At 56.3% G+C, this 25,498-nt stretch carries 24 protein-coding genes and 1 pseudogene; 7 read left to right on the forward strand and 18 right to left on the reverse strand.

Annotation, left to right across the window (positions count from 1 at the left end):
* Window positions 1-104: 104 nt before the first annotated feature.
* Window positions 105-998: an NAD(P)/FAD-dependent oxidoreductase gene (locus tag BCF11_RS01850; RefSeq protein WP_098493242.1), complete on the reverse strand. Its 894-nt coding sequence runs from the start codon at window positions 996-998 to the stop codon at window positions 105-107.
* A gap of 106 nt (window positions 999-1,104) precedes the next feature.
* Here BCF11_RS01850 and BCF11_RS01855 point away from each other — a divergent pair, with 106 nt between their 5' ends.
* Window positions 1,105-1,752 carry a TetR/AcrR family transcriptional regulator gene (locus BCF11_RS01855; RefSeq protein WP_098493243.1) on the forward strand — a complete coding sequence of 216 codons (648 nt, stop codon included), beginning with the start codon at window positions 1,105-1,107 and terminating at the stop codon, window positions 1,750-1,752.
* A 380-nt stretch (window positions 1,753-2,132) separates the two neighbouring features.
* Window positions 2,133-3,310 (forward strand): IS3 family transposase gene (locus BCF11_RS01860; RefSeq protein WP_098493244.1). Its coding sequence is split into 2 segments (ribosomal slippage): window positions 2,133-2,394 and window positions 2,394-3,310, totalling 1,179 coding nucleotides; the frame shifts between segments, so codons are not numbered across the junction.
* A 297-nt stretch (window positions 3,311-3,607) separates the two neighbouring features.
* Here BCF11_RS01860 and BCF11_RS01865 read toward each other — a convergent pair.
* The 5 genes and pseudogenes from BCF11_RS01865 to guaB form a co-directional block, all read right to left on the reverse strand.
* Window positions 3,608-4,807, reverse strand: a complete 1,200-nt coding sequence (locus tag BCF11_RS01865; protein ID WP_143751231.1) for a hypothetical protein — start codon at window positions 4,805-4,807, stop codon at window positions 3,608-3,610.
* 427 nt (window positions 4,808-5,234) lie between these two features.
* Complete coding sequence (locus BCF11_RS01875; RefSeq protein WP_158229128.1) at window positions 5,235-5,774, reverse strand: ParB/Srx family N-terminal domain-containing protein; 540 nt, start codon at window positions 5,772-5,774, stop codon at window positions 5,235-5,237.
* 720 nt (window positions 5,775-6,494) lie between these two features.
* Window positions 6,495-6,644, reverse strand: a pseudogene (locus BCF11_RS01885) (Arm DNA-binding domain-containing protein); the annotation flags it as partial.
* 306 nt (window positions 6,645-6,950) lie between these two features.
* On the reverse strand, window positions 6,951-8,531 hold the full coding sequence (guaA, locus tag BCF11_RS01890; RefSeq protein ID WP_098493249.1) for a glutamine-hydrolyzing GMP synthase: 1,581 nt from the start codon (window positions 8,529-8,531) through the stop codon (window positions 6,951-6,953).
* Window positions 8,532-8,648: 117 nt separating this feature from the next.
* Window positions 8,649-10,109 carry an IMP dehydrogenase gene (gene guaB, locus BCF11_RS01895; RefSeq protein ID WP_061533967.1) on the reverse strand — a complete coding sequence of 487 codons (1,461 nt, stop codon included), beginning with the start codon at window positions 10,107-10,109 and terminating at the stop codon, window positions 8,649-8,651.
* Between the two features lie 185 nt (window positions 10,110-10,294).
* Between guaB and BCF11_RS01900 the strand changes: the two genes are divergently transcribed.
* Window positions 10,295-10,822 (forward strand): DUF4124 domain-containing protein, encoded by a 528-nt coding sequence (locus BCF11_RS01900; protein ID WP_199110715.1) that lies wholly within the window; start codon window positions 10,295-10,297, stop codon window positions 10,820-10,822.
* A gap of 234 nt (window positions 10,823-11,056) precedes the next feature.
* Here BCF11_RS01900 and BCF11_RS01905 read toward each other — a convergent pair whose 3' ends face one another.
* Both BCF11_RS01905 and BCF11_RS01910 read right to left on the reverse strand, forming a co-directional pair.
* Window positions 11,057-11,374: an RnfH family protein gene (locus BCF11_RS01905; protein ID WP_199110717.1), complete on the reverse strand. Its 318-nt coding sequence runs from the start codon at window positions 11,372-11,374 to the stop codon at window positions 11,057-11,059.
* Window positions 11,367-11,807: a type II toxin-antitoxin system RatA family toxin gene (locus tag BCF11_RS01910; protein ID WP_098493252.1), complete on the reverse strand. Its 441-nt coding sequence runs from the start codon at window positions 11,805-11,807 to the stop codon at window positions 11,367-11,369. Before BCF11_RS01910 ends, BCF11_RS01905 begins: the two co-directional genes overlap by 8 nt.
* Before the next feature lie 67 nt (window positions 11,808-11,874).
* Here BCF11_RS01910 and smpB point away from each other — a divergent pair, with 67 nt between their 5' ends.
* Window positions 11,875-12,324, forward strand: coding sequence for an SsrA-binding protein SmpB (smpB, locus tag BCF11_RS01915; protein ID WP_061942239.1), 450 nt, complete (start codon window positions 11,875-11,877; stop codon window positions 12,322-12,324).
* 233 nt (window positions 12,325-12,557) lie between these two features.
* On the opposite strand, the gene BCF11_RS01920 is transcribed toward smpB, so the two are convergent.
* Window positions 12,558-13,475 carry an SPFH domain-containing protein gene (locus tag BCF11_RS01920; RefSeq protein ID WP_098493253.1) on the reverse strand — a complete coding sequence of 306 codons (918 nt, stop codon included), beginning with the start codon at window positions 13,473-13,475 and terminating at the stop codon, window positions 12,558-12,560.
* A 54-nt stretch (window positions 13,476-13,529) separates the two neighbouring features.
* Window positions 13,530-13,994 (reverse strand): NfeD family protein, encoded by a 465-nt coding sequence (locus tag BCF11_RS01925; RefSeq protein ID WP_098493254.1) that lies wholly within the window; start codon window positions 13,992-13,994, stop codon window positions 13,530-13,532.
* A 190-nt stretch (window positions 13,995-14,184) separates the two neighbouring features.
* Here BCF11_RS01925 and BCF11_RS01930 point away from each other — a divergent pair, with 190 nt between their 5' ends.
* The 3 genes from BCF11_RS01930 to BCF11_RS01940 all read left to right on the forward strand — a co-directional run bounded on the left by BCF11_RS01930 (window position 14,185) and on the right by BCF11_RS01940 (window position 16,668).
* Entirely contained in the window at window positions 14,185-15,957 is a 1,773-nt protein-coding gene (locus BCF11_RS01930; RefSeq protein WP_098493255.1) for a tetratricopeptide repeat protein, read from the forward strand.
* Between the two features lie 87 nt (window positions 15,958-16,044).
* Window positions 16,045-16,353 (forward strand): type II toxin-antitoxin system RelE/ParE family toxin, encoded by a 309-nt coding sequence (locus BCF11_RS01935; protein WP_098493256.1) that lies wholly within the window; start codon window positions 16,045-16,047, stop codon window positions 16,351-16,353.
* Window positions 16,354-16,356: 3 nt separating this feature from the next.
* The gene (locus BCF11_RS01940) at window positions 16,357-16,668 is read left to right on the forward strand and encodes an addiction module antidote protein (RefSeq protein ID WP_098493257.1); all 312 of its coding nucleotides are present in this window, start codon (window positions 16,357-16,359) and stop codon (window positions 16,666-16,668) included.
* Between the two features lie 38 nt (window positions 16,669-16,706).
* On the opposite strand, the gene BCF11_RS01945 is transcribed toward BCF11_RS01940, so the two are convergent.
* The 8 genes from BCF11_RS01945 to BCF11_RS01980 form a co-directional block, all read right to left on the reverse strand.
* The gene (locus tag BCF11_RS01945) at window positions 16,707-17,909 is read right to left on the reverse strand and encodes a M20 aminoacylase family protein (protein ID WP_098493258.1); all 1,203 of its coding nucleotides are present in this window, start codon (window positions 17,907-17,909) and stop codon (window positions 16,707-16,709) included.
* Window positions 17,910-18,164: 255 nt separating this feature from the next.
* Window positions 18,165-20,573 carry a phosphoenolpyruvate synthase gene (gene ppsA, locus BCF11_RS01950; protein WP_098493259.1) on the reverse strand — a complete coding sequence of 803 codons (2,409 nt, stop codon included), beginning with the start codon at window positions 20,571-20,573 and terminating at the stop codon, window positions 18,165-18,167.
* Between the two features lie 649 nt (window positions 20,574-21,222).
* Window positions 21,223-21,453: a hypothetical protein gene (locus BCF11_RS01955; RefSeq protein ID WP_098493260.1), complete on the reverse strand. Its 231-nt coding sequence runs from the start codon at window positions 21,451-21,453 to the stop codon at window positions 21,223-21,225.
* A 92-nt stretch (window positions 21,454-21,545) separates the two neighbouring features.
* Window positions 21,546-23,009, reverse strand: coding sequence for a mechanosensitive ion channel (locus BCF11_RS01960; RefSeq protein WP_098493261.1), 1,464 nt, complete (start codon window positions 23,007-23,009; stop codon window positions 21,546-21,548).
* A 166-nt stretch (window positions 23,010-23,175) separates the two neighbouring features.
* On the reverse strand, window positions 23,176-23,454 hold the full coding sequence (locus BCF11_RS01965; protein WP_098493262.1) for a hypothetical protein: 279 nt from the start codon (window positions 23,452-23,454) through the stop codon (window positions 23,176-23,178).
* 164 nt (window positions 23,455-23,618) lie between these two features.
* Window positions 23,619-23,903, reverse strand: a complete 285-nt coding sequence (locus BCF11_RS01970) for a hypothetical protein (protein ID WP_098493263.1) — start codon at window positions 23,901-23,903, stop codon at window positions 23,619-23,621.
* Window positions 23,904-24,154: 251 nt separating this feature from the next.
* Window positions 24,155-24,637: a DUF4019 domain-containing protein gene (locus tag BCF11_RS01975; protein WP_098493264.1), complete on the reverse strand. Its 483-nt coding sequence runs from the start codon at window positions 24,635-24,637 to the stop codon at window positions 24,155-24,157.
* A gap of 60 nt (window positions 24,638-24,697) precedes the next feature.
* Window positions 24,698-25,498 carry an OmpA family protein gene (locus BCF11_RS01980; protein ID WP_158229129.1) on the reverse strand — a complete coding sequence of 267 codons (801 nt, stop codon included), beginning with the start codon at window positions 25,496-25,498 and terminating at the stop codon, window positions 24,698-24,700.

Raw genomic sequence — 25,498 nt, forward strand, 5'->3', positions numbered from 1 at the left:
TTCAGATTCGTTCCTAACTGGCTGGACGCTCCGTCCTTCACCGCGCCGATCTACGCCAACCTCTTCGAAGCCGACGACGCAGCCGGAGAAGGGAATCTGTGCTCTCAAACCAGCATCGACTGCTGGGCGAAGATACCCGCCATCGCGCCATGCGATGATGCCTGGGTGACTGATGGCAAGAAGGGCGTCGTGAGGTCGCCGGCGGCGTAGATGCCGGGCATGCTGGTTTGACGGCGCTCGTCGACCTTGAGGACGATGCCGGTGGGCGTATCGACCGTGGCGAGACCCAGTGATTCATGCAGGCTTGCGGACGGCTTGTTGCGCGGATGCGCGAACAGGATGTCGACCGCGACATTGGGGCCGGTATCGAGCTTGACGGTGGCGTTATGGTCCCCGTGATGGGCGATCTCGATGATCCGGCCATCCGCGACAGGTATTTTGCGGCGCGCCAGATCGGCCCGGATATCGGGTGGAATGTCGTGACCATCGGCGAAGACTGTCAACGTATCGGTCCAATCGTGGTACAGCCTGACATAATTGTGCGACGGCGGGCCGGACCAGACGAGGCCCCAATGCTGGCCGGCGACTTCAAAACCATCGCAATAGGGGCAGGGCACGATGGATTTGCCCCAGCTTTCGGCGAAACCCGGGACGTCAGGCATCTGGTCGACGACGCCATAGCTCAGGATCAGGCGACGTGCCCTTAGGCTTTCGTTATCGTCAGTGACGACGCAGAAATCGTCGATTGCGCCAGACACGCTCTCGGCCCGGGCATTGACCAGCCTGATCGTTGGATAGCGCGCCAGCTGCTGCCGCGCCTCGACTAGGATGTCCAGCGGCGGCTTGTGATCGTGGCCGAGCAGACCATGCGAATGGCCGGCAAAGCGGTTGCGCGGCCGGCAAGTGTCGAGGACCGTGACCTTACGGCGGGCACGCCCGAGTTGCAGGGCGGCCGCGAGACCGGCAAAGCTGCCGCCGATGATGATGACGTCATTCATGGTGATGGGCTCCGTGTTGTGGATGGAAGGGGTTGGATTGCACATTTAAGATACTATGTGGTATCATAATGCGAGAATTTGAATACTGTCAAGTACTGGAATTGTCGTGACCAAAAACAGTCAAGGCCGGCGCGGCCGGCCCGCCAACGAGGCGCTTCGCCAAACGATAGTCGACGCCGCCTGCGAACTCTTTGTGGAATTGGGTTTTCAAGCGACGACCATGGATAAGGTCGCCCAGCGGGCGAAGATATCCAAGCTCAGCATCTATCGGCATTTCGAGAACAAGGAGGCTCTGTTCAGCGCGGCCATGGCGGCCCATTGTCATCCGTTTGCACCACAGGCCCTTTTCGAAGGTGCCGACGGTTCGGCCGAAGATCAGCTCATGGCGATGGGATCATCCCTGCTTCGCACGCTGTTGAGTCCGGACGTCCGCAGTGTCGAAGCCATGGTCTTGGCCGACAAGACGAATCAAAAATCGTTAAGCAAGCTCCATTACGAAGCCGGGCCCGCCCATGTCATCGCCCAAATCGAGGCCCTGTTGCGTCAGTTGCACGCGAAGGCGATTCTCCATGTGCCCGATGCTATCCAATCCGCCCGCTTGTTTGCCGCGCTTTTCAAAGGATCCGATCTCTTGGTGATCGCACGCTTCGATGAGGCGAGAGCAGAGGACAACAACGAAATCGAATCCTATTGCCGCTCGGCCGTCGCCATGTTCCTCGCCGCGCACGGTGGCAACGGCCACGCGGGCGGATAGCAAACAGTTCTACTCTGACGCACTGGATATAACTGCCGCTAAAGGGAGGAAAAATCGGAGGGCTCGTGAACAAGGCGTATATGAAAAGGCCCTGTAAAACAGAGCCTTAAATCCTTCAAGTGTATCAATATACAATATTGATATATTTGCAACTCACTCCCACTCAATTATCAATTAGCAGATTACACCCTCTATTTAATTGACTCTGTCACTCGCACAATCATCAAATACCATGAAAAATACCATATTGAAAAATATCGGCAGGTAATGCGGCAAACATGGCAGGTCTATTACAGTGATTGCAGGGGCAGGTGAGCTTTCCCTGAAATTTCGTCTTCCACAGGTGACGTAAAATTGACGTTACTTTGGGAAGGCAAGAAATGAAGATTTCAAGAAGTTCATACACGGCGGAATTCAAGGAATTGGCAGTCAGACGGGTCAATGCCTGCGAGTCCTTCGCGGCGACAGCCAAGGAACTTGGTCTAAGCGAACAAACGCTGCGCAACTGGGTCAAGGCCGCTAAGGCTGGCAAGTTGAACGGCGCTGGTAGCAAGGTTGTGACACCGGAAGAGATGGAATTGTCGCGCTTACGTGCCGAGAATGCCAAGCTCAAGCGGGAGAACGAAATCATAAAAAAGGCAGCGGCGTACTTCGCGAAGGATGTTCTGTGAAGTACGCCTGGATCGATGCGCAGACTAATCGATTCGCGCTGAGGGAAATGTGCGATACGCTCGACGTGAGCATCAGCGGTTACCGAGCCTGGAAGAGTGGCGGCACGCCCGATCGCAAGCGCCTGACGGCCGGCCAGACGCTGGCCATGATCCGCGCCATCCACGCCGAGGTAAAAGGTGCTTATGGCAGTCCTCGGATGATCCGCGAGTTGCGGTGGCGGGGCTACACGGCGAGCAAGGGACGCGTAGAGCGGTTGATGCGCACGCACGGAATTCATGCGCGCCACAAGCGGCGCTACCGGGTTACGACCGAATCGAAGCACGGTTTGCCAGTGGCGAGAAACCTGCTTGACCGCGATTTCGCGCCGGCGGCGCCGAATCAGGTTTGGACGGCCGACATCACCTACTTGTGGACCGATGAAGGCTGGCTGTACCTCGCCATCGTTCTGGATCTGTTCAATCGGGAAGTGATCGGCTGGTCGCTCAAGCCGCGTATGACGACTGAGTTGGTGGCAGACGCGCTGACGATGGCCTGGTTCCGCCGACGTCCTGCGCCCGGCGTCCTGCATCATTCGGACCGCGGCAGCCAGTACGCCAGTCAGGCCTACCAGGACAAGTTGCGTGAGTTCGGTATGACGTGTTCGATGAGCCGCAAGGGAAATTGCTGGGACAATTCGCCGACTGAGAGCTGGTTCAACAGTTTCAAGAACGAACGTTACCATGGCCTGCGCTACACCACCCAGACTGAAATGAGGGCGGCCAGTTTCGAATACATCGAGGTGTTTTACAATCGCAAGCGGCAGCATTCGACCCTCGGTTATAAATCGCCGCTCCAGTTTCTACAGCGCTGGATCAGTGAACAGAATCAGGAAAAACGAGCTGCATAGAAGTCGTCTGTTGGAAGACGAAAAACAGAGGGAACCTCAAGGATTTGTACGCTACCAAACAATCAGTGTGCGGTAACGGCGAATATCTTTGCTCCTAGTAGACAAATTCCATGCCGTACAAATCGCCCCACGTGCTGAAGATATTGGGTTATCCGCATTCCCACTTCTCGGATGCGGGTTCGGTTCCCGCCACCCCCGCAATACGGCAATAGCTTGATTCGGGAGCCGGCCACTTCGGTTCTCGACACTGCAAATGTGTCTGCCTTGTTTGCGCTCTATCGAGACCAGCAACCCGGATCAGATATTGGTGTTCCTTTCCTGGAAATCCTTTTCGTACTTCTTCATAAAGCCTTCGTCCTCACCCGCACCATACAAATTGAATTTCGCACCATGATCGTAAGGCGCTTTGCTAAAGCCTTCCGAGGCCTTGGTCGCGGTATTTTCCAGTGTTGCCACAACGTCCTTGTCTTTCATGATTACTGCACCAAAATGTACCGCGAATTCAGCACTTTGATTGTCGGTTTCGAGCTTAAAGATATCGCCAGGCCGAGGAGCGACACTATTCTCAGGTGTAGCTTTTTCGGTCTTAAAAGTATCATTGCCCGCGGTCGGCTGGCCGACAATCAAGTGCGAGGCTTCGCCGCAATCAGATGGGAGCGCCGCTCGACCTTCCGTTCGATCCTGCCCCTGGACGTACCTCTCGACGTTCTGTTGCACAACGCCGTGCAGTTGATCGACAAGGTCGTTCAATTCGCTCATCAATTCCTCTAATTTTTCTGGTGGTTCGGCGGCGGTAAGAATTGCTGGCAGAGTTGTATTGCTCGGACATTTCGCCAATTCTTGGCCAACCGCCTCCTTAAAATCATCCCACGATTTCGTCTTATCCTCTTTAGTTACAACATCTTCTAAATCCTCCGTTAACCCTTCAATTAAACACTCGAAGTTGTCCTTCATTGGAGCAGTTGAAAACCTTTCATTGGCACGCACTCTCACTATTTCATCGGAGCTACCGCCATTATCATTAATTTTCTTTTGCAGGATATTGCCGGCCTCACTGCCGCCAACACCGCAGTTGACCGCATATTGCACTCTGCGCAGTTCTTTCCCATCCACGAAAGCCGACCGCCCCTCGCTGAACTTAAGAGCCCCGTTGCGGATAGCATTTGCCTGGGAAAACTGCTCAGGCCCCGCATACAAGGAACCCCGCCTGCTCAAGAACAAATTACCTTCTTTCGAACGCTTTCCCTCTACATTATTGACATCCAGTTCTCCGGTAGCTACGCCAGTGAATTTTGTCACATGGTCCATCGATTCCGGCTGCCCCTTCTGCTTCAGTAAAAAGCCCCGTGTCCCTCCCCCCAACATCGGTGTCGCATGCGGGTGATCGGCACTGTTGTTTGATGTGCTAGAGACGGCCGGACTGGATGGCTGGCTATCGGACGCCTCTCGATGCGCAGTTGCATCCACCAGAGTCGGTTGCGATGTGTTCACTTTCATGTTTATTCCTTTTCAGCGTAAAAAATGAGATTGCATTAGTCCGGTCTCAGATCGTGGCGCCTCGAATTTTTGCCGGATTTAACAATAAGTGGCGCCAGCACCTATTTCGTTCCAATTTTCTCGGCGAGCAGAAATCGTTTGGAAGCGTTATCCGTCTCAAATAATTTCTTTGTTTGCGAAGGCAATCACAAATGGAATCGAATGAAGGCGTATCCCTGTATATTGGCGACGGTAGGCGCCAGGCGGCGCGCCCTTTGCTGCGCGCAAGCAGCGCAAGAATCTACGGGGTAAGAAGGGAAGAATCAAACGGCAGAAGGCCGCTATGTTTGAGAAGATCGGGCGATGGATCCGAGGTAGCGGGGGGACTCGAGTCATCTTCCAGCCTGGCCGTAGCCGCATTTCCAACTGCGAAGACGACTCCTCATTACTACACCTCCTGGTAGGGAATTTTTTCTAGACCAAGTTTTTTGGCAGCTTGCAATCTGTGATTCCCATCCTGAATATCAAACGTTCCGCCGGAATTTTTCTTGACTTTGATTGGATCCAGCAGGTTGCCATTTTCTATTCCCTCAGTTGCGCTAGCGAGCCTCTCTGTGTTGAGCGAGGATGTGGGTCTACCGGAGTTGAATTTATCGATTGATTCGAATTTTTGGCCATCCTTTCCCGTTCCCCATGTTTTGCTGACTTTGTAGTCATAGTTATCCGGAACATGCCAAGTGGCGTCGTTTTCGATATTGAACCGCTCTGGGCCATCCTTCAAGAGGAAGGTTTGTTTTCCATCTTTTGATGACGTGTGCATCTGAATTGTGCCATAGCCGCCCTCCAACATGTCATCTACCTTTTGCCTTAACTTGGGATTGATCCCTCCTTTCATCTCGTCCCATTTTTCTTTCGAAAGATCTTCCGGATGATTGGGGCCATCCATTTTTTGTTTTTTCGGCAGCGTATTTAATAACTGTTGCTGCATCGCGCCCATCCTCGGGGACGACGGCGGAGAAAGCGATGACGATCTGTCGCGTTTGGAGCTATCTTCATTTGGAGCTACATGAGACGAAGCGGTCGATTCGCCTTGCACGGAGGAAGCCGTAACATGAGAGCGTGGGACAGAACTGCGTACGGGACTTGGAAGCATATTTTTACCTTTAGCGAGCGTGACGGGAAATCAGTCAAAACCATGTCGGATTGATTGAAAAATGTTCTGATGAGTGACACCACTTGGCTACAGGTTCCATATGTGGGAATGCCGGTGGGGAGCCGACGACTATACGAAACTGTTTAGTCGCCCCTGAGCAAATCAAAGAAGCCGCCGCTGATACTCGTGAAGTTCGTCGTCGAAGACATTATGCTCAAGGCAGTGCACGGCTGGGCGCGCAGTTTGGGGCTGATCAGCTACGACAAGGCGAAAATCCGAGACGAAGAGGCCTCTCTCCCACAGGTCGGCACATTCGCCTGGGACTTGTCGGCGCCCTCGTATCTGGGCGGCCTGATAAAGCGATCGGATCAGGGTAAGCCTAGCCCTGGCTTTCTCGTGTGTGACATCGTGCTCAATCACGAGATCACGACCGCAGGCATTGCGCCTTTTCTGCAGAAATGCCAGACCCTACGGAGCCTAAAACGGGTAGGCCGCTGCATTCAGCTCTTCATCGCCGAGAAGTACAGCAAGGAGGCCTTCCAGCTCGCGAAGTCTCAAGGGATCATGCCTACCATTGATCGAGTAGTTGTAACGGAAGGAGATCGATCCTGCTGGGGTAACGGCCACGTAGAGGCCGTCACGGTCGTTTACTTTAAAAAGCTTTTCACCTGCTTTTAAGTTGCGCAGCTTGGTATCGGTCAACATGGCTTTCTTCCTTTTTTAGTTAGAAATACCATGATTCTCACATCCGATTTTTGTGCCGAATATCTCTTTCAAATCAATGATCTAGATATTTTTAATACCATGAAGGTAGAGAAAATCATGGCATGGTATCGAGTGGCCCTCATGGCATCGGCGTGGATAATACCATCACAAATGCCATCTGGAATAAGTACTTGGGTATACATCGGGCTGCCAATCAATGCGGAGCAAAAAAGCAAAAAAGCCCGCATTTACGCGGGCTTTGAGGCATTTTCTACTTTCGTATACTTGCGAGTGCTAGACGCATTTTCATTCCCACTCGATAGTCGCAGGCGGCTTCCCAGAAATATCGTAAACCACGCGATTGATCCCGCGCACTTCGTTGATGATGCGGTTCGACACCCGCCCCAGCAGCTCATGCGGCAGATGCGCCCAGTGTGCTGTCATGAAGTCCTGCGTCTGCACCGCACGCAGGGCCACCACGTATTCATAGGTGCGGCCATCGCCCATCACGCCGACTGACTTGACGGGCAGGAAAACCGCAAACGCCTGGCTGGTCTTGTCGTACCAGGACTGCTCGTCATCGTCCTTGGTGTTGCGCAACTCTTCGATGAAGATGGCATCGGCGCGGCGCAGCAGGTCGGCGAATTCCTTTTTGACTTCGCCGAGGATGCGCACGCCCAGGCCCGGGCCCGGGAACGGATGACGGTACACCATCGCGTGCGGCAGGCCGAGGGCGACGCCGAGCTTGCGCACTTCGTCCTTGAACAGTTCGCGCAGCGGTTCCAGCAGTTGCAGGTTGAGGGTTTCCGGCAGGCCGCCGACGTTGTGGTGGCTCTTGATGGTGTGGGCGGCGTTCTTGCCCTTGCCGGCGCTTTCGATGACATCAGGATAGATGGTGCCTTGCGCCAGCCATTTGGCATTCTGCAGCTTGGCGGATTCGACCTGGAATACTTCCACGAATTCGCGGCCGATGATCTTGCGCTTGGCTTCCGGATCGGTGACGCCGGCAAGGTGGCCCATGAACTGCGCGGAAGCGTCGACATGGATCACTTTGACGCCGAGGTTTTCGGCAAACATTTCCATCACCATCTTGCCTTCGTCGAGGCGCAACAGGCCGTGGTCGACGAAGACGCAGGTCAGCTGGTCGCCGATGGCGCGATGGATCAGGGCGGCGGCAACGCTGCTGTCGACGCCGCCGGAGAGGCCGAGGATCACTTCGTCGCTGCCGACCTGCTGGCGGATGGATTCGACCGCTTCGGCGATGTAGTCCGGCATGTTCCAGTCCGGTTTGCAGCCGCAGATATCGATCACGAAGCGGCTCAGGATCGCTTCGCCCTTGATGGTGTGGGTAACTTCCGGATGGAACTGCACTGCATAGAAGCGGCGCTCGTCGTCGGCCATGCCGGCGATCGGGCAGTTCGGGGTCGATGCCATCAGCTTGAATCCTGGCGGCATGTGGTCGACCTTGTCGCCGTGGCTCATCCAGACCTTCAGCATGGAGTGCGATTCCGGCGTCACGAAGTCGCTGATGCCTTCCAGCAGCGCGCTGTGGCCGCGGGCGCGCACTTCGGCGTAGCCGAACTCGCGTACCTTGCCCATCTCGACCTTGCCGCCCAGCTGCTCGGCCATGGTTTGCATGCCGTAGCAGATGCCGAAGACCGGCACGCCCAGCTCGAACACCGCTTGCGGCGCGCGCGGGGTATCGCCGTCGGTGACGCTGTTCGGGCCGCCCGACAGGATGATGCCGGAAGCGCCGTAGTTGCGGACGAATTCATCGGACACATCGTAGGGGAACACTTCGGAAAACACGCCAGCGTCGCGCACGCGGCGTGCGATCAGTTGGGTTACCTGGGAGCCGAAATCGAGGATGAGGATTTTTGAGTGCATGGTGGATGCCTGGTGGCTGATTTAGCAAAAAATGAGAATCTTTAAACTGCACGCGCCACCTGCAGTATCACTGCAGGTGGCGCGTTCCTGGACTAGATCAAGGTGCAAATCCAACTATCAATCGGTGCGATAGTTAGGCGCTTCCTTGGTAATCTGGACGTCATGGACATGTGACTCGCGCATGCCGGCCGAGGTGATTTCCACGAATTCAGCTTTTTCGCGCAACTCGTCGATGGTGGCGCAACCGCAGTAACCCATGGAAGAACGCACGCCGCCGATCAGCTGGTACAGGATGGTCAGGACGCTGCCCTTGTACGGCACCCGGCCTTCGATACCTTCAGGAACGAACTTGTCAGCCTTGTTGGCGGAGTCCTGGAAGTAGCGGTCGGCGGAGCCGTCCGACATCGCCCCCAGGCTGCCCATGCCGCGATACGACTTGTAGCTGCGGCCCTGGAACAGGATCACTTCGCCCGGCGCTTCTTCGGTGCCGGCGAACATGCTGCCCATCATCACGGTCGAGGCACCGGCGGCCAGCGCCTTGGCGATGTCGCCCGAGAAACGGATACCGCCGTCGGCGATACATGGAATGCCAGTGCCCTTGAGCGCTTGCGCAACGTTGGAGATGGCGGAAATCTGCGGTACGCCGACACCTGCCACGATACGCGTGGTGCAGATCGAGCCAGGACCGATGCCGACCTTGACGCCGTCGGCGCCGTGGTCTGCCAGCGCCTTGGCGGCTGCCGCGGTAGCGATATTGCCGCCGATGACTTCCACCTGCGGGAAATTCTGCTTGACCCACTTGACGCGGTCCAGCACGCCCTTGGAGTGGCCGTGCGCGGTGTCGACCACGATGACGTCGACGCCGGCTTTCACCAGCAGTTCGATGCGTTCTTCGTTATCGGCGCCGACGCCCACCGCGGCGCCTACGCGCAGCTTGCCCTGGCTGTCCTTGGAGGCCAGCGGGTGCGAGGTCGATTTCTGGATATCCTTGACCGTGATCAGGCCGCGCAGCTCAAAGGCGTCGTTGACCACCATCACGCGTTCCAGACGGTGCTTGTTCATCAGGCGCTTGGCTTCCGACAGATCGGCGCCGTCCTTGACGTAGACAAGCTTGTCGCGCGGCGTCATCTTGGCGCTGACTTCGGCGTCCAGTTCTTCTTCAAAACGCAGGTCGCGGTTGGTGATGATGCCGACCAGGCGATTGCCTTCGACCACCGGGAAACCGCTGATGCCATGCAGTTCTGACAAGGCCATCACTTCACGGATGCGCATGTTGGGCGGGATCGTGATCGGATCGCGCACCACGCCGGATTCGAAACGCTTGACCTTGGACACTTCGCGCGCCTGTTCCTGCGCGGTCAGGTTCTTGTGGATAATGCCGATGCCGCCCTCTTGCGCCATGGCGATAGCCAGCCGCGCTTCAGTCACGGTATCCATCGCAGCCGACAGCAACGGAATGTTGATATCGATATTGCGGGACAGACGTGTTTTGAGGGTAGTGTCTTTGGGGAGGACGTCCGAATAAGCCGGAACTAACAGCACGTCATCGAACGTGAGTGCTTTCTGAAGTAGACGCATAGTTTTTCCTATAGGCGCAAAAGCGAATTATACAGAAATCCGCGCAAGTCGCCTAACCTTGCGTGATTTTACGCGAGCAGGAGAAAATATTTCCACAAAGCACTACCGTTTGATTGACATGAGGGATGAATCATGGCGAAATCTGCGCTTCTGTTCAACAAACCCTCCCGCTCCAAGGAATAGCAATGAATGCAATTCGCCTGAAACACGTTTTCTCCACCGCTGCTGCGCTAGTCTTGCTAGGCGTAGCGACCTCTGCCCTGGCGCAATTCATCTGGCTGGACGAAAAGGGCGTGAAACAGTATTCAGACATGCCGCCACCGACCTCGGTGCCAAACAAGCGGATTCTCAAGACCCCGGGGCAAAACCTGCCGCGCGGCATCGGCAGCACCGAAACAAGCGATGGCGCGGTTGACAACGCGGTAGATGCAAAAACGGCCCAGACTGCCCCTCCTACCGTAGCCGAGCAGGACGCCGCCTATCAGAAACGCAAGGCTGAGCAGGCCGAAAAGAACAAGAAAACCGCACAGGAAGCCAAGCAAGCCTCGGACAAGGCCGAAAACTGTGCGCGCGCCCGCGCCAACCAGCGCACCCTGGATTCCGGCACGCGCGTTGCCCAGACCGACGCCAACGGCCAGCGTTCCTTTATGAATGATGACCAGCGCGCCAAGCAGAACGCCGACAACCGGGCAGTCCTGAACGACTGCCAATAAAGCATCGAGTGGCGTAAAAAAACCCGCTGTCTAGCGGTAATGCTGTTCAGTTAGGATAGAACGACATGGCGTAGGGTGGGCACTCCGTGCCCACCCAGTATCATGGATATTCGTGTCTCTGACATTCGTGCCCCGGCTACACGCCCCGGCCCGTCCGCGTGGGCACGGAGTGCCCACCCTACGAGTTTCGCAAATAAAAATGCCGTTCAGTTTTAACTGAACGGCATTAGCTGCCTAGCGGGCTTTTTTGTCTGCGCGCTTGCGCCTCGATTCCATAGGATCGGCGATCAGCGGCCGATAGATCTCGATCCGGTCGCGATCGCGCAGCACCGTATCCAGCGTCTTCAGCTTGCCGTAGATGCCGACGCGCCAGCAGCTGAGGTCGATTTCGCGTATCTCTTCCAGCAGGCCGCTGCGCTTGATGCCATCGTGCAGCAGGGTGCCGGCCGGCACCGACAATTCCTTCAAGGCCTGGAATGCGGGCGTGGCGTAGCAGACCTGTATCCATATCTGCCCGGCGTCGCTGGCCGCGCCCGTTGCTGATTCACTCATGATGGCCATAGACAGCGTCGGCGCGCTTGCAGAAGGAGTCGACGAAGCTGTTGGCGATCATGCTGAATACCGGGCCGATCAGCTTTTCCAGGATCTTGCTGGAAAACTCGTAATGCAGATCGAATTCGATCTTGCAGGCATCGGCGCGCAAGGCCTTGAAGCTCCAGTTGCCATCGAGGTGCTTGAACGGCCCTTCCACCAGGCGCATCTGCATTGCGCTGGGCGGGGTGTTGCTGTTTTCAGTAGTAAACGATTGCTTGATACCGTGGTAATGTATGTTCAGTGTCGCCACCAATTTGCCGGCCGCGCGTTCACGTACATCGACGCCGCCGCACCACGGCAGGAACTGCGGGTAGTCTTCCACCCGATCGACCAGCGCAAACATCTGCTCTGCGCTGTACCCCAAAAGTACCGTTTTATGCACTACTGCCATTGAATATCAACCGTTTGATAGAATCACAACTTGAAATTTTAACCGACCTGCGCGATTTTCCTACTACATGAGCATTATTGACAACAAAAAAGTCTTCCACGACTACTTCATAGAAGAACGTTTCGAGGCAGGCATGGAACTGCACGGCTGGGAAGTGAAAGCCATCCGCGCCGGCCGCGCCAACCTGAAAGAGTCCTACGTCATCGTCCGCAACGGCGAAATCTACCTGTTCGGCGCCCACATCAGCGCCCTCCTCAGCGCTTCCAGCCACGTGCATCCGGAAGCCGTGCGCACCCGCAAGCTGCTGCTGCACGCAGAAGAAATCAAGAAGCTGATCATCAAGGTCGAGCGTTCCGGCTATACGCTGGTGCCGATCAACCTGCATTACCTGCGCGGCCGCATCAAGTGCGAAATCGGCCTGGCCAAGGGTAAGAAGCAGCACGACAAGCGCGATACCGAACGCCAGCGTGATGGCGAGCGCGAAGTGCAGGCCGCGATGAAGCAGCATCGGCGTTAAGCCAACCCCAGCCGCAATAAAAAACCGCCCCGGCGAATCTGAATTTCGCCGGGGCCGCGTTTCTTATGCGGTGATTATTGATGCTTCTTTAAATCACAACAAATCACCGGTAGGGTGGGCACGAATGCCCAAGGACGTGAATCTCCACGGCACAGCGTGGGCACGGAGTACCCACCCTACGATATCGATTTTCAGAACGATGGCTTGTCCTGTTTTATGAAATTCTCAATAAGTTAAGACTTGCTCTGGGATTTGACCACTTGCATGGCGGTGGCAATCAGGCCGCTGATATCGCCCATATTGGCAGGCACGATGATCGAATTATTGGTCTTCGCCAGCTGGCCGAAGGCCGCCACGTACTGCTCTGCCACTTTAAGGTTCACCGCATCCGAACCGCCCGGCGACTGGATCGCCGCGGCGGTCTTGCGGATCGCTTCGGCGCTGGCTTCGGCAATCGACAGGATCGCCGCAGCCTGGCCCTGGGCGCGGTTGATGGAAGCCTGCTTTTCGCCTTCCGACTTGGCGATCGACGCTTCGCGCTCGCCGGTGGCGATATTGATCTGCTCCTGCTTACGCCCTTCCGATGCCGCGATCAGCGCCCGCTTCTCGCGCTCGGCAGTGATCTGCGCCTGCATCGCATGCAGGATTTCCTTCGGCGGCGTCAGGTCCTTGATTTCATAGCGCAGCACCTTGACGCCCCAGTTGGCGGCGGATTCGTCGATGGCGCTGACGATAGTGGTGTTGATGTGGTCGCGTTCTTCAAAGGTCTTGTCCAGCTCCATCTTGCCGATCACCGAACGCAAGGTGGTTTGCGCCAGTTGCGTGATGGCGGCGATGTAGTTGGACGAACCGTAGGACGCGCGCATCGGATCGGTAATCTGGAAGTACAGGATGCCGTCCACCTGCAATTGCGTGTTGTCGCGCGTGATGCAAACCTGCGGCGGCACGTCCAGCGGGATTTCTTTCAGCACGTGCTTGTAGGCGACGCGGTCAATGAACGGCACCACGATACTCAGGCCCGGTCCCAGGGTCGCATGGTATTTGCCCAGGCGTTCGACCACCCAGGCATGCTGCTGCGGCACCACTTTGATGGTCTTGGCGATAAAGATGACGACGATCACCAGCAGGACTAAGGAGACGCTTCCAAACATGATTTTTTCCTTTTGAATTGAGAACAGGGTCATTCGCCACAGGCGAAAGAAGTTCTAGTGCTGATCGGGGTTGTTGCCGACGATCAGCCGGCTGCCGCGTATTTCCTGGATATAAAACAGGCCGGCGCGGGCAGTCGCCATCGGCGCCAGTTCGACATCCCACATGGCGCCGCGATACCTGATGCGCGCGGTGAATTCGCCGCCGGCGCCGTCGCTGGCGGCATCGTGCTGCCACTGGTCGACTGTGACAGACTGGCCGATGTCCAGATTGACGTTAGGATCGCGCTCGGCCTTGATTCGGGAACGCTTGCCGAAGCGGCTGCGGCGCAACAGGTAAGTGGCCGCCAGAGCAACCACGGCCGCGACCAGCAGCTGCCACTCGACGTCCAGGCCTATCAGCGCGGCGACGCCGCCCATTACCAGGCCAATCGCCACCATCAGCAGATACAGGGTGGTAGTCGCCAATTCCGCCACGACCAGCACCCCGGCCGCCAACATCCACATCACCCATCCAGCCATATATTGCTTTCCGTTATGTAGAGCGCATAGTGTAATCCAATTGATAAATAAACACGTGATTTCTTGATGCGGACAATCAACAAACAGATCCGGCCAGATCTGGCCAGGCTGCCGTGGGTCTGATGAAATGCTATGCTCTGATCTCGCCCATAGGCACAACCCCTGATCCGGGCTGCACTCAATCAAGTACATGAACACAATTAATATCATTCAACAGGCCTATCAGGATTTCCAAAATGGAAATGCCAGGCAGGCCGAGCAAGTCCTCCAGAACATCCTGCAAAGCAAGCCGGCCAATTTTGACGCCCTGCATATCCTCGGCGTGATCTATGCCGCAACCGGCCAACGCCCGGCCGCGATCGGCCTGTTCCAGAAAGCGCTGGCGCTGGATGCCAGCAACGTCTCGCTGCATTACAAACTCGCCCGCGTGCAGTTCGAGTCCGGCGAATTCGCCGCTGCCCTGCAAGGCTATGAACGCATCATCGCCCTGGGCTATGTGAAACCGGAAATCCTGCTAGCCAAGACGGTCGCCCTGATCAAGCTGCAGCGCCATCTGGAGGCACTGGCTTGCCTGGAGCAGGCGCTGGCGCACTGGCCGGACTATGCCGACGGCTGGGCCCACAAGGGCGCCATCTGCTACCAGCTGCGTCATTTCGACGAGGCGCTGCTATGCCTGGACCAGGCGCTGGCGCTGCAACCGGCCATGGCGGACGGCTGGTACAAGAAAAGCCTGGTGCTGGACAAGCTGGAACGCTATGCGGATGCGCTGGCCTGCGCTGACCGCGCGGTATCCCTGGCGCCGGACAGCGCCGCCTACCGGCTGGACCGCGCAGTCATCCTGCACAAGCTGGAGCGTTATGAGGAAGCCCTGAGCGATCATGAACATGGCCTGGCGCTGGCGCCCGGCAACGCCGAAGCATGGGGCGATCACGGCCTTACCCTGAGCCGTATGAAACGCCATGAGCAGGCGCTCGCCAGCTACCGCCGTGCATTGGATCTGCAAAACGACTATGCCGACGTGCTGTCCAACCAGTCGCTGTCGCAGCTGGTGCTGGGGCAATTCGACGCCGGCTGGCAAAGCTATGAATACCGCTGGAAAAAAGGCAATGCCGATACCCAGCGCCATACCGATCTCCCATTGTGGTTGGGCCGGCAGGACATCGCCGGCAAACGAATCCTGCTGTGGTCGGAACAGGGTCTGGGCGACACCATCCAGTTTTGCCGCTACGCGACCCTGGTCGCCGCGCTGGGAGCAGAGGTCATCCTGGAAGTCGATCCGTCCCTGAAAACCATTGCCCAGACCATGGGCCAGTTCCAGGTCATAGCCATTGGCGAGCATGCGCCGCCGGTCGACTACCAGACGCCGCTGATGAGTTTGCCGCTGGTGTTCAAGACCGACCTGGCCAGCATCCCGGCCGGGCCGCCCTATTTGCACGCCGATGCGAGCAAACAGGAAAGCTGGAGAAGCCGGCAGGATTTTGCCAACGGCAAGATGAAGATCGGCCTGGTCTGCTCCGGCAATCCGGGCAATACCAACGATCACCGACGCTCCATGCCGCTGCAGGATCTTGCGCCGCTGCTGCAACTGCATGCCGATTTTTTCCTGATTCAGAAGGAAGTGCGGGAGAGCGACCTCGCCTTCCTGCAGCAGAATCCCAAGCTGCGGCTGCCCGCGGCCGATATCGACGGCTTTGACGACACCGCGGCGATCATCGCCAATCTCGACCTGGTGATCAGCGTGGACACCTCCATCGCCCATCTGAGCGGCGCGTTGGGCTTGCCGGTCTGGATACTCTTGCCATGGGTGCCCGACTGGCGCTGGCTGCTGGATCGCGAAGACAGCCCGTGGTATCCAAGTGCCCGCCTGTTCCGGCAGGATGCTATCGCAGACTGGCATGGGGTGATCAAACGGGTAGTCAAGGAATTGAATATTTTCTTAAGTGCTTCACCCAAAATCAGCTAAATACAGAGTATTTATTTGACAACAACTCTCGCAAACATGAAAGTTGAATATTCTTGACTTCAGTATCCAATTGGATACAGTATTCCCATGTTTGAGATTTTTCTCTCTGACTACGTTAAAGACTGGCTTCATGATTTACCCGACGCGCAAGGAAAAGCCAGCATCCTGAGACGGATAAGATCGGCAGGCTTCGGCAACTTTGGCGACGTTGAAGCGGTTGGCGAAGGACTCAGCGAACTGCGCATACATACCGGCCGCGGCTACCGCGTTTATTTCACAAGGCACGGCAAAACCTTGATCTTGCTTCTGGTGGGCGGCGACAAGTCCTCACAGAAGAAGGACATCAAGCGCGCCAAGGAAATGGCGAAATCGTTGCAGGATTCATTGAAGGAATAAGGCATGAAACCGATATTTTCCCCGTTCGACGCGGCGGACTTTCTGGATAACGACGAAGTCATCGCGGCCTATCTGACCGAAGCGCTGGCAGACGACAACCCCGACGTATTTATCGCCGCTCTCGGCGATGTCGCGAAAGCACGCGGGATGTCTCAGACCGCCAAGGATGCCAGGCTTGGCCGCGAGAGTTTATACAAGGCGCTGGCTCCAGGCGCGAAGCCGCGTTTTGAAACCATCGCCAAGCTGATCAACTCGCTCGGCGTCAGGATCACCATCGTGCCCAACCCACAACTGGAAGCAGCGGCGCGTCCATAAACCGCAACGGCCGCTCTCCCTCGGCTGCGCCGCCGAGCTTATGAGCGGTTCAAGGGCAGGCTCTGCTCCACCAGCGACGCCAGCATGCCGGCGCCCAGGGCGGTCACGTTATCGTTGAAATCATAGCGGTCGTTGTGCAAGTCGCAAGCGCTGATATCGGATGCTTCCGCACCGCCCTGCCCCAGATAAATGTAGGCGCCAGGACTAGCCTGCAGCATATAGGAAAAATCTTCCGCCCCCATGGTAAGGGGATTGTCGCGGATAACCTTATCGGCGCCGATCAAGCTGTCGGCCACCGTGGCGGCAAACAATGCCTGTTCGCGATGATTCACGGTTGCCGGATAGCCACGCCGATAGACGTACTCGACGCTGGCGCCAAACGCGGCGGCGATATTAGCCGCGATGTCACCTATCCGCTGCTCCAGCAGGTCGCGCGCCGCCGCGGTGAAGCTGCGCGCCGTGCCGATCATCCGGACTGAGGCGGGAATCACGTTGCTTGCCGTGGTCTGGCTGCTCTGCATGCTGGCAACGGTCACCACGCCTGCGTCCAGCGGATGCATGTTACGGCTCACGATGCTTTGCAGCGCCGTGATGATATGGCCCGCCGCCAACACCGGATCAATCGCCGTGTGAGGAATGGCGGCATGGCCGCCGCGGCCGTTGACGACCAGTTCGAATTCATCCGCGGCAGCCTCCACCGGTCCGGGCTGCACCGCAATCACGCCGGGCGGCAGGCTCGGGTTGTTGTGCAAGGCATAAACCGCATCGACCGGGAATCGTTCAAACAGTCCCTCCTTGATCATCGCTTCGGCGCCGCCGCCGCCTTCTTCCGCCGGCTGGAAAATCAGCACCGCGGTGCCGGCAAAGCGCCGCGTTTCCGCCAGATAGCGGGCCGCGCCCAGCAGCATCGCGGTATGGCCGTCGTGGCCGCAAGCATGCATCCGGCCCGCATGCGTGGAACGATGGGGAAAGGAATTCGTCTCGGTCATGGGCAGGCAATCCATGTCCGCCCGCAGCCCGATGCCGGCGCCGCTCTGCTGCCCAGTGACCAGCCCCACCACGCCGGTCTTGGCGATCCCGCGATGTACTTCGATTCCCCATTTCTGCAGATAATCCGCCACCAGCCGGGACGTACGGTTTTCCTGAAAACCCAGTTCGGGATGGGCATGGATGTCGCGGCGGATTGCCGTCAGTTCATCCTGATAAGCGCGGATGGAATCGACTGGGGTAAGTATCATAATCAGCCCGTTTCAATGATGAAAAAGCAAACTCAGGGCCAAAACGGACAGGGGACTGGCCGTGATGACTCGCAGACGCCGGAAAAGCAGACGCCTCTTGGATTTTATCAAAAATACAATTGTTCGCGTGTTTTTTGGCTACTGGCTTCCAGCCCGTGCAGGATAAGCTTCCGTGATCTGGCACGGAAAATAAAAACGCGAGCACATGGCTCGCGTTTTCATGGCTGGCAGGACGTGCAACCGTCCCGCGGGAGTTTGTTACTGCGCCGCCGCCAGCTTCTGCCAGGTATCGATCACCGAATCAGGATTCAGGGAAATCGATTCGATCCCCTGCTTCATCAGCCACTCGGCAAAATCCGGGTGGTCCGAAGGCCCCTGGCCACAGATGCCGACGTACTTGCCCTTGGCGATACAGGTCGCAATCACCTTTTCCAGCAAGGCCAGGATGGCCGGATCGCGCTCGTCGAAATCGGCGGCCAGCAATTCCATGCCGGAATCGCGGTCCAGGCCCAGGGTCAGCTGGGTCAGGTCGTTGGAGCCGATCGAGAAGCCATCGAAATGTTCGAGAAACTGATCTGCCAGGATAGCGTTCGACGGCACTTCGCACATCATGATCACGCGCAAACCGTTCTCGCCGCGCACCAGGCCGTTCTTGCTCAGCAGACCGATGACTTTCTCGGCTTGTCCCAGGGTACGGACGAAAGGCACCATGATCTCAACGTTGGTCAGGCCCATGTCGTTGCGCACGCGTTTCATGGCCTGGCATTCCATTTCGAATGCTTCGGCAAAGTCGCTGGCCAGGTAGCGCGCCGCGCCGCGGAAGCCGAGCATCGGATTCTCTTCATCCGGCTCGTAGCGCGAACCGCCGATCAGCTTCTTGTACTCGTTCGACTTGAAATCGGACAGGCGCACGATCACTTTCTTCGGCCAGAAAGCGGCAGCGATAGTGGCGATGCCTTCCGCCAGCTTGTCGACATAGAATGCCTTCGGCGAAGCGTGGCCGCGGGCTACCGACTCGACCGCCTTCTTGAGGTCGGCGTCGATGTTCGGATATTCCAGGATCGCGCGCGGGTGTACGCCGATATTGTTGTTGATGATGAATTCCAGGCGCGCCAGGCCGACGCCGCCGTTGGGAATCGACTGGAAGTCGAAAGCCAGCTGTGGATTGCCGACGTTCATCATGATTTTCAAAGGCAGCGCCGGCAATTCACCGCGCGCCACTTCGGAGACTTCAGTTTCCAGCAGGCCGTCATAGATCTTGCCCTCGTCGCCTTCGGCGCATGAGACCGTCACCAGGGTGCCATCCTTCAGCACGTCGGTAGCGTCGCCGCAGCCGACCACCGCCGGTACGCCCAGTTCACGCGCGATGATCGCCGCGTGGCAGGTACGGCCGCCGCGGTTGGTGACGATGGCCGAAGCACGCTTCATCACCGGTTCCCAGTTAGGATCGGTCATGTCGGCTACCAGCACGTCGCCCGGCTGCACTCTTTCCATTTCCGAAGCATCGTGGATCACGCGCACCGGACCGGCGCCGATCTTCTGGCCGATGGCGCGGCCGTGGGTCAGCACGGTGCCGACGCCCTTGAGCTTGAAACGCTGCTGCGCATCGGTGGCTTTTTCCTGCGACTTCACGGTTTCCGGACGCGCCTGCAAGATGTACAGCTTGCCGTCGCGGCCGTCCTTGCCCCATTCGATATCCATCGGCCGCTCGTAGTGCTTTTCGATGATGGTGGCGTATTTGGCCAGTTCGACGATTTCGTTGTCGTTGAGCGAGTAGCGGTTGCGCAGCTCGATAGGCACGTCGACTGTCTTGACCGAACGGCCGGCCTTGGCTTCGCCGGTGAATTCCATCTTGATCAGCTTGGAGCCGATATTGCGGCGGATGATAGGCAGCTTGCCTTGTTCCAGCATCGGCTTGTGGACATAGAATTCGTCCGGATTGACGGCGCCCTGCACCACGGTTTCACCCAGGCCGTAGCTGGAAGTGATGAAGACCACATCCTTGAAGCCGGATTCGGTATCCAGGGTGAACATGACGCCGGCGGCGCCGACATCGGAACGCACCATGCGCTGCACGCCGGCCGACAGCGCTACTTCAGCATGGGTGAAGCCTTTGTGCACGCGATAGGAAATGGCGCGGTCGTTATACAGGGAAGCGAACACATGCTTCATGGCTTCCAGCACGTTGTCGATGCCGACCACGTTGAGGAAAGTTTCTTGCTGACCGGCAAATGAAGCGTCCGGCAAATCTTCAGCGGTCGCGGAAGAACGCACGGCAAACGACATTTCGCTGGAGGAATCTGCCACCAAGCGCTTGTAGAAATCGTTGATTTCCTGTTCCAGGCGCGGCTGGAACGGTGTTTCCACAATCCATTGACGGATCTCGGCGCCGGCTTGCGCCAGTGCCCGTACATCTTCAATGTTCAGCGTCGCCAGGCGTTCGGCGATACGGTCGGCCAGGGCCGGCCCACCGTCGACACTATGCGACAGGAAGTCGCGGAATGCCTGCGCCGTGGTCGCGAAACCGCCCGGCACCCGTACTCCGGCGCCGGCCAGCTGGCTGATCATTTCACCCAGTGATGCGTTTTTGCCGCCGACGGATTCGACATCCGTCATCCGCAGATTTTCAAAGGAGATGACGTAAGCCGCCCCCTGGGTAGCACCCATCTGTATTGCATTGGACATAACAACCTCTAGTTTGATGATAAGAAATCTATTGCTGCCAATTTAGGCGTACTTCGCATTGGAGCCTATTATAAGGCGTGGCAGTATGGTTGGGTCGAGGTGTGAGTTCCGCAAATACCGACTTGTTCCTCAAAACTCAAACATACTGTTTATTTATACAGTATTTTTGAGTTGGCAGAATGTTTGCGAAAGTATATCGGTTAAGGGATGAGGTCAGGCAACTGCCACGATCTCAAACGCTTAGGCTAGAATCGAAATCGGCAATCGGGGAAATGCGGATAGAAGCCAAACACGACGACATACTTTGTCGATATTTACGCAGAGCTAGACTGTTTGATTTTTTCGAAAGCCAAGGCAAAGTAATCGAAAGGTTACCGGCTCTATATAACACAACAGTCTTGTGCATAACAAACAAGTATTACCGGCTTCGAACAAGATCCCCTATTTGCGAAAGTCTATGTGGAGACCTGTAATGGCCGCAGTCCCTACTTTTAATCCGTTGGTCGCAGGTTCGAATCCCGCACGGCCTACCACGAATAAGTAGTACAGAAGCGGCTCACAGTGATGTGGGCCGCTTTTTTATTGGCACGTCGAAATAGAACCGTGTGGCGTTTTCTGCCATCGATTGATTTTACAAAACCTTATCGCTCTCGCCGCCAGTGGATTTTTGACGCTGCTCAAGCCCTTCTCGATACAGGGTTGCGCCGACAGAAGTCAGCAAGGCAATAGCGTCATCGTCCAGTTTATGCCACGCTTCAGCAAGCCAACCTGCGAAACCTGCAATCGTGTGATCCAGATCAACCGTCGCTCTACCCTCTACATTCAATCGCTGGAAAATTGTAATTGCATCTTCAGCGGTCATAAGCCCTCCTGTCGTGATGCCGTCAGTATAAAAATATCCAACCACTTCACACACAACTAGTTTAGAGATTGACCGCACTAAAAGTGCGGCCGTCAGTCTTGTCCGGAACGACCGTTAAACCAGCGCTCCAGCAATTTGCCGGCCGCCTCGCGCCCACCTAGCCCAAAGGCTAATGCAATCGCCACCGCAATCGCACCCAGGACCAAGCCGAAGGCAATTTGCACAATCTCATTGGCAATGCCCATGGCACGTAAGCCCATCGCGAACACAAGTCCAAGAATGGCAAACTGAGCAATGCGTGCAAGCAAATTACTGTTGTCATTGTCTGCTTGCTGGATAACACGACGCGCCAGTCCGGCCAGCCAGAAACCAATTATCAGAATGACGCTACCCATCAGGATATGCGCGCCAAATTCAATGAACAGCGTCACGACGTCCCGCACTTGCGAAAAGCCAAGCCGATTGGCGGCTTCCACGACCGCGAATAGCATGGCGAAGAAAACCACCAAACGCCCCGCCACCGTCGACGGCTGCAGAGAGCTGGTGAACACTTTTTCCAGGCCGAGCAGCGACGGCAGACCGTCCGCCCCTGCGGCCACCAGCAGCTTTTGCAACAGAGCACCGACAAATCGCGCGGCATAAAAAGTTACCAGCAGGATTACGACAGCGCCGACGATATTGGGTACGGCGCCAAGGAACTGGTCGAGCAGATTAGTGGCCGGGCGGGAAATTGCTTCGATTTTGAGGGCATCCAGGGCCGAAATCAGCGTCGGCACGAAAACGAAGATATACACTACGGCGCCAGCCAGACTGGATAGCTTGACCGGCATCGCGCTCTCTGCCCCCTGCGCCAGCTTGTCTGCGCCGGCAGCTACCAGCAGATTGACAACCAGACCGCGCAGGATCTTGGCAAGAATCCAGCCGACCAATGCAATCACAGCCGCGGCAAAGATATTCGGCACAAACGCCAGCAACTTATCCGTCATGCCTTGCACCGGCGTCAAGAGGCCATTCAAGTTGAACACTGCCAGAATGGCGGGAATGAACATCAGGATGACCAACCAGAACAGCACATTGCCCAGATAGCCGCTCATAGGCTGCATGCCGGTAGCTTCGGCCAGTTTGTCATCCAATTTACTGGAGCGCAGCGCCTTGTCGGCAATACTGCGCAGTAACGACGCGATCAGCCAAGCGACCAGCGCCAACACCGCTCCGCCGATTAGGTTCGGCAGATAGTTGATGATCCTCGTGACGAGTTGCGCGAAAGGATTGGAGACCGCATACAGGTTCAGGACATTGAAGATACCCACGGCGGTAATGAGAAGAATCAGCCAGAATAGTCCGCTTGCAATCATGCCCTCGATACGAGCGCCCTGCCCGGTGCTCTCGGTGATACGCTGATCGACTTTCAGTGCATTCAATAATTTGCGGGCTGCGGCCCGGGCAACAACAGCAATCAGCCAACCGATGATCAGAATGCCGAGTGCGCCGGCAATCTTTGGTAGATAGGCTCCCAACGTGTTTTGCAGCGAGATAAAAAAACTGGATAAATCCATTTTGTGCCCCCTCAAACATTGTGATGCGATTTGACGACCGTTACCTCTTTCGAACTTCTGATAAACCTTATCTAATAAGCGTCGTGTGTCGATACAGCAGTCCGTGTCCGCATCAAAATCAACTTGAACGCGAGACTTGCAATACTGTGTGGTTTCAATCCTTTTTTTAGCGGCGAGGATACCGGATTGTTCCCTGCAGTGCAGCCTGCCGGACATGCACGGGCAGCATTGTGATAAGAGCGTGCAGCATCAACGGCACCAGTACAAAGTCATCGGCTATCCCGAGCAAAGGCAATGCCAAGTTGAACGGAGCGAAGAAATACATCGTGAGTAAAATGATCGCCGGCATGAACCAACCCGGTCGATCCGCATGCCGCAATGCAAACCACGTGGTGCGCAGGTCGGTTTTACTCATGCGCCAAACAATAAAAGACAATTTCTTCATCAGAGATCACTCCAGAAAATTCATTCTACGGGCGATGCAGTTATGTACCTGAGTTCCCCACACTTGCGCCACATCATTTCATTTTTTGTTGAGGGCGCCTTTAAATGCTTTACCAGTGGTAAATCTGACGGCTTTAGTAGCCTTGCATCGAGCAGATCGCTCGGTCAGACCTGATGAATCACGATAAGCGAGGCTGCATACGCCAGAGTCTGCTTGTAATGCGGTAAGCTACGATGCGTATTGGCGGCCAGCTTGTCAAGTTGCTCTTTGAATGCGAGTAAATTGAGCTCCGGGTCGCCCGGCTTGCTCAGGATGATATAGCGGCACGCATCGTGGATGACGACCAGGACTGCCAGCTCCACGCTATCACCATAGAGAGACAGCGCTGCCAGCGTTTGAATTTTATTGATGCATTCATCGATAAAACAGTTTTCGATATGAACGTCCATTACGTACTCCAGAAACAGCATTGCGGCTTAATTGCATTAAGATCAATCTTAAGGAGTGGTGAGCCCCATGTCTATTGGGGTTCGCGGCATTTCACAAGAGTTTTCAAATTCAATGTTGACGGGCAATATTCCGTATTTCTCCGACACACTGCCGACCGTCAAAAGTACCTTGAATAATCTCTCGCAAGCAACGCTTGGTAACCTTCGCTTTGCATCCTGCCTGCCTCATTCGCACATGTATGATCGTCAGTTCATCTCATCTTGGCAGGATTCGGCGCCGCCGCTCCAGCTTCGATTTTCGTTATGACATAACCGACAGGAATCCACTGTCCGGTCGTCTGTATCATCGAAATTTTCTCCACCGCCATACCTTTTGAAAAGCGCGACGAAAATGCGATGTTGATGTATTCGCCTGGCGGCAGGCTGGGCGGATTGGTGATGCGCACTATCTGCACCCATTGACGCCCGCCAATCGCTCCCAGGTCTTTTTTTACCGCGCCCAGGTATTTCAGCCACCCATCCTTGCCGATGTTTTTTTGCATGGCCTGGCCGCTCTGCTCCCACATGCGATCGGCCTGGCCGGCATCCGCCATGGCTGCCCACTGGGTCGCCGTGACGACAGCGCTGTCGATCGAGCCGTCTATCTGGGCCGACGCCGAATTTGTCATAGCTAAGCCGCTCATTGCGATTGTCCAGATAAGGGCCGCTTTTCTTAATGCTGAAAGTGAAATCATTTGTCTCTCTCAATCGATGTCAAGATACTGTGCATTCTCCGGCGGCCTGATGCCGGCGCCCTACTTTTCTCCCATGACGTCGATCTCGACACGCCGGTTGGGCTGCAAGCATTGCACCAGCTGCGGGGTAACGGCTTCGCCCTGGCACTGGACCACCGGCTGCGATAGTCCAGCGCCATAAGCTTTTATCGCTTTTTCGTCCAAGCCCTGCTGCACTAGGTAGCTGCGGATGGTTTCAGCCCTTGCCTTGGACAAGGTGAAGTTGGAAGTTTCTGTACCGATACGGTCGGTATGCCCTGTCACAACCACGGAAGCCAGCGTGACGCCATCCTGCTTGAGCTGGCTCACCAGGCTGTCGATTTTTTCCCGGCCCGGCCCGGTCAGATCAGCGAGGCCGGATTTACCAAAGACAAACAAGCCGTCGGCGGAAAGGGTGACACGTTGATGGTAAGGCTGGTCTGCCACCACCATTGTCGGGTTGGTCGGATTAAGGTATTTCTGGCAATCCAGCTCTTTCCAGAGGGTAGAGGTGACACGGTAGTCAGAGTCATAGTTGACCATATATTGACAAGTCACGTACTCATTGTTTTTACCGGTACGGAAATTGAAAATGTAATTCCAAACTCTCACGTTAAAGACACCTTCGTGGAAATGCGGCACGCCCAGCAAGTCGTAGACCTGGGTCTTGCTTAGACCAGGCGCCATGTTGCGAAGGCTTTCAATCGAAACGAAGGTCCCTTCTTGCATGTAGGAAGAATTTCGATCCGGAAATTTTTCTGGCGGGTCATTTGCCAGGGCTGTACCAGCGACAAGCAGCAATAAGCCAGCATAGACGGCCGCCCCCAGAATGCTCGGTTTCAT

Source organism: Collimonas sp. PA-H2 (genome assembly GCF_002564105.1).
GTDB lineage: Bacteria > Pseudomonadota > Gammaproteobacteria > Burkholderiales > Burkholderiaceae_D > Collimonas.

What these genes read in the sequence shown, in the direction of transcription:
- BCF11_RS01850 (WP_098493242.1), bottom strand. Translation starts at nt 998, where the DNA reads ATGAATGACGTCATCATCATCGGCGGCAGCTTTGCCGGTCTCGCGGCC.
- BCF11_RS01865 (WP_143751231.1), bottom strand. Translation starts at nt 4,807, where the DNA reads ATGAAAGTGAACACATCGCAACCGACTCTGGTGGATGCAACTGCGCAT.
- BCF11_RS01875 (WP_158229128.1), bottom strand. Translation starts at nt 5,774, where the DNA reads ATGCAGCAACAGTTATTAAATACGCTGCCGAAAAAACAAAAAATGGAT.
- guaA (WP_098493249.1), bottom strand. Translation starts at nt 8,531, where the DNA reads ATGCACTCAAAAATCCTCATCCTCGATTTCGGCTCCCAGGTAACCCAA.
- guaB (WP_061533967.1), bottom strand. Translation starts at nt 10,109, where the DNA reads ATGCGTCTACTTCAGAAAGCACTCACGTTCGATGACGTGCTGTTAGTT.
- BCF11_RS01900 (WP_199110715.1), top strand. Translation starts at nt 10,295, where the DNA reads ATGAATGCAATTCGCCTGAAACACGTTTTCTCCACCGCTGCTGCGCTA.
- BCF11_RS01905 (WP_199110717.1), bottom strand. Translation starts at nt 11,374, where the DNA reads ATGAGTGAATCAGCAACGGGCGCGGCCAGCGACGCCGGGCAGATATGG.
- BCF11_RS01910 (WP_098493252.1), bottom strand. Translation starts at nt 11,807, where the DNA reads ATGGCAGTAGTGCATAAAACGGTACTTTTGGGGTACAGCGCAGAGCAG.
- smpB (WP_061942239.1), top strand. Translation starts at nt 11,875, where the DNA reads ATGAGCATTATTGACAACAAAAAAGTCTTCCACGACTACTTCATAGAA.
- BCF11_RS01920 (WP_098493253.1), bottom strand. Translation starts at nt 13,475, where the DNA reads ATGTTTGGAAGCGTCTCCTTAGTCCTGCTGGTGATCGTCGTCATCTTT.
- BCF11_RS01925 (WP_098493254.1), bottom strand. Translation starts at nt 13,994, where the DNA reads ATGGCTGGATGGGTGATGTGGATGTTGGCGGCCGGGGTGCTGGTCGTG.
- BCF11_RS01930 (WP_098493255.1), top strand. Translation starts at nt 14,185, where the DNA reads ATGAACACAATTAATATCATTCAACAGGCCTATCAGGATTTCCAAAAT.
- BCF11_RS01935 (WP_098493256.1), top strand. Translation starts at nt 16,045, where the DNA reads ATGTTTGAGATTTTTCTCTCTGACTACGTTAAAGACTGGCTTCATGAT.
- BCF11_RS01940 (WP_098493257.1), top strand. Translation starts at nt 16,357, where the DNA reads ATGAAACCGATATTTTCCCCGTTCGACGCGGCGGACTTTCTGGATAAC.
- ppsA (WP_098493259.1), bottom strand. Translation starts at nt 20,573, where the DNA reads ATGGGTGCTACCCAGGGGGCGGCTTACGTCATCTCCTTTGAAAATCTG.
- BCF11_RS01955 (WP_098493260.1), bottom strand. Translation starts at nt 21,453, where the DNA reads ATGACCGCTGAAGATGCAATTACAATTTTCCAGCGATTGAATGTAGAG.
- BCF11_RS01960 (WP_098493261.1), bottom strand. Translation starts at nt 23,009, where the DNA reads ATGGATTTATCCAGTTTTTTTATCTCGCTGCAAAACACGTTGGGAGCC.
- BCF11_RS01965 (WP_098493262.1), bottom strand. Translation starts at nt 23,454, where the DNA reads ATGAAGAAATTGTCTTTTATTGTTTGGCGCATGAGTAAAACCGACCTG.
- BCF11_RS01970 (WP_098493263.1), bottom strand. Translation starts at nt 23,903, where the DNA reads ATGGACGTTCATATCGAAAACTGTTTTATCGATGAATGCATCAATAAA.
- BCF11_RS01975 (WP_098493264.1), bottom strand. Translation starts at nt 24,637, where the DNA reads ATGATTTCACTTTCAGCATTAAGAAAAGCGGCCCTTATCTGGACAATC.
- BCF11_RS01980 (WP_158229129.1), bottom strand. Translation starts at nt 25,498, where the DNA reads ATGAAACCGAGCATTCTGGGGGCGGCCGTCTATGCTGGCTTATTGCTG.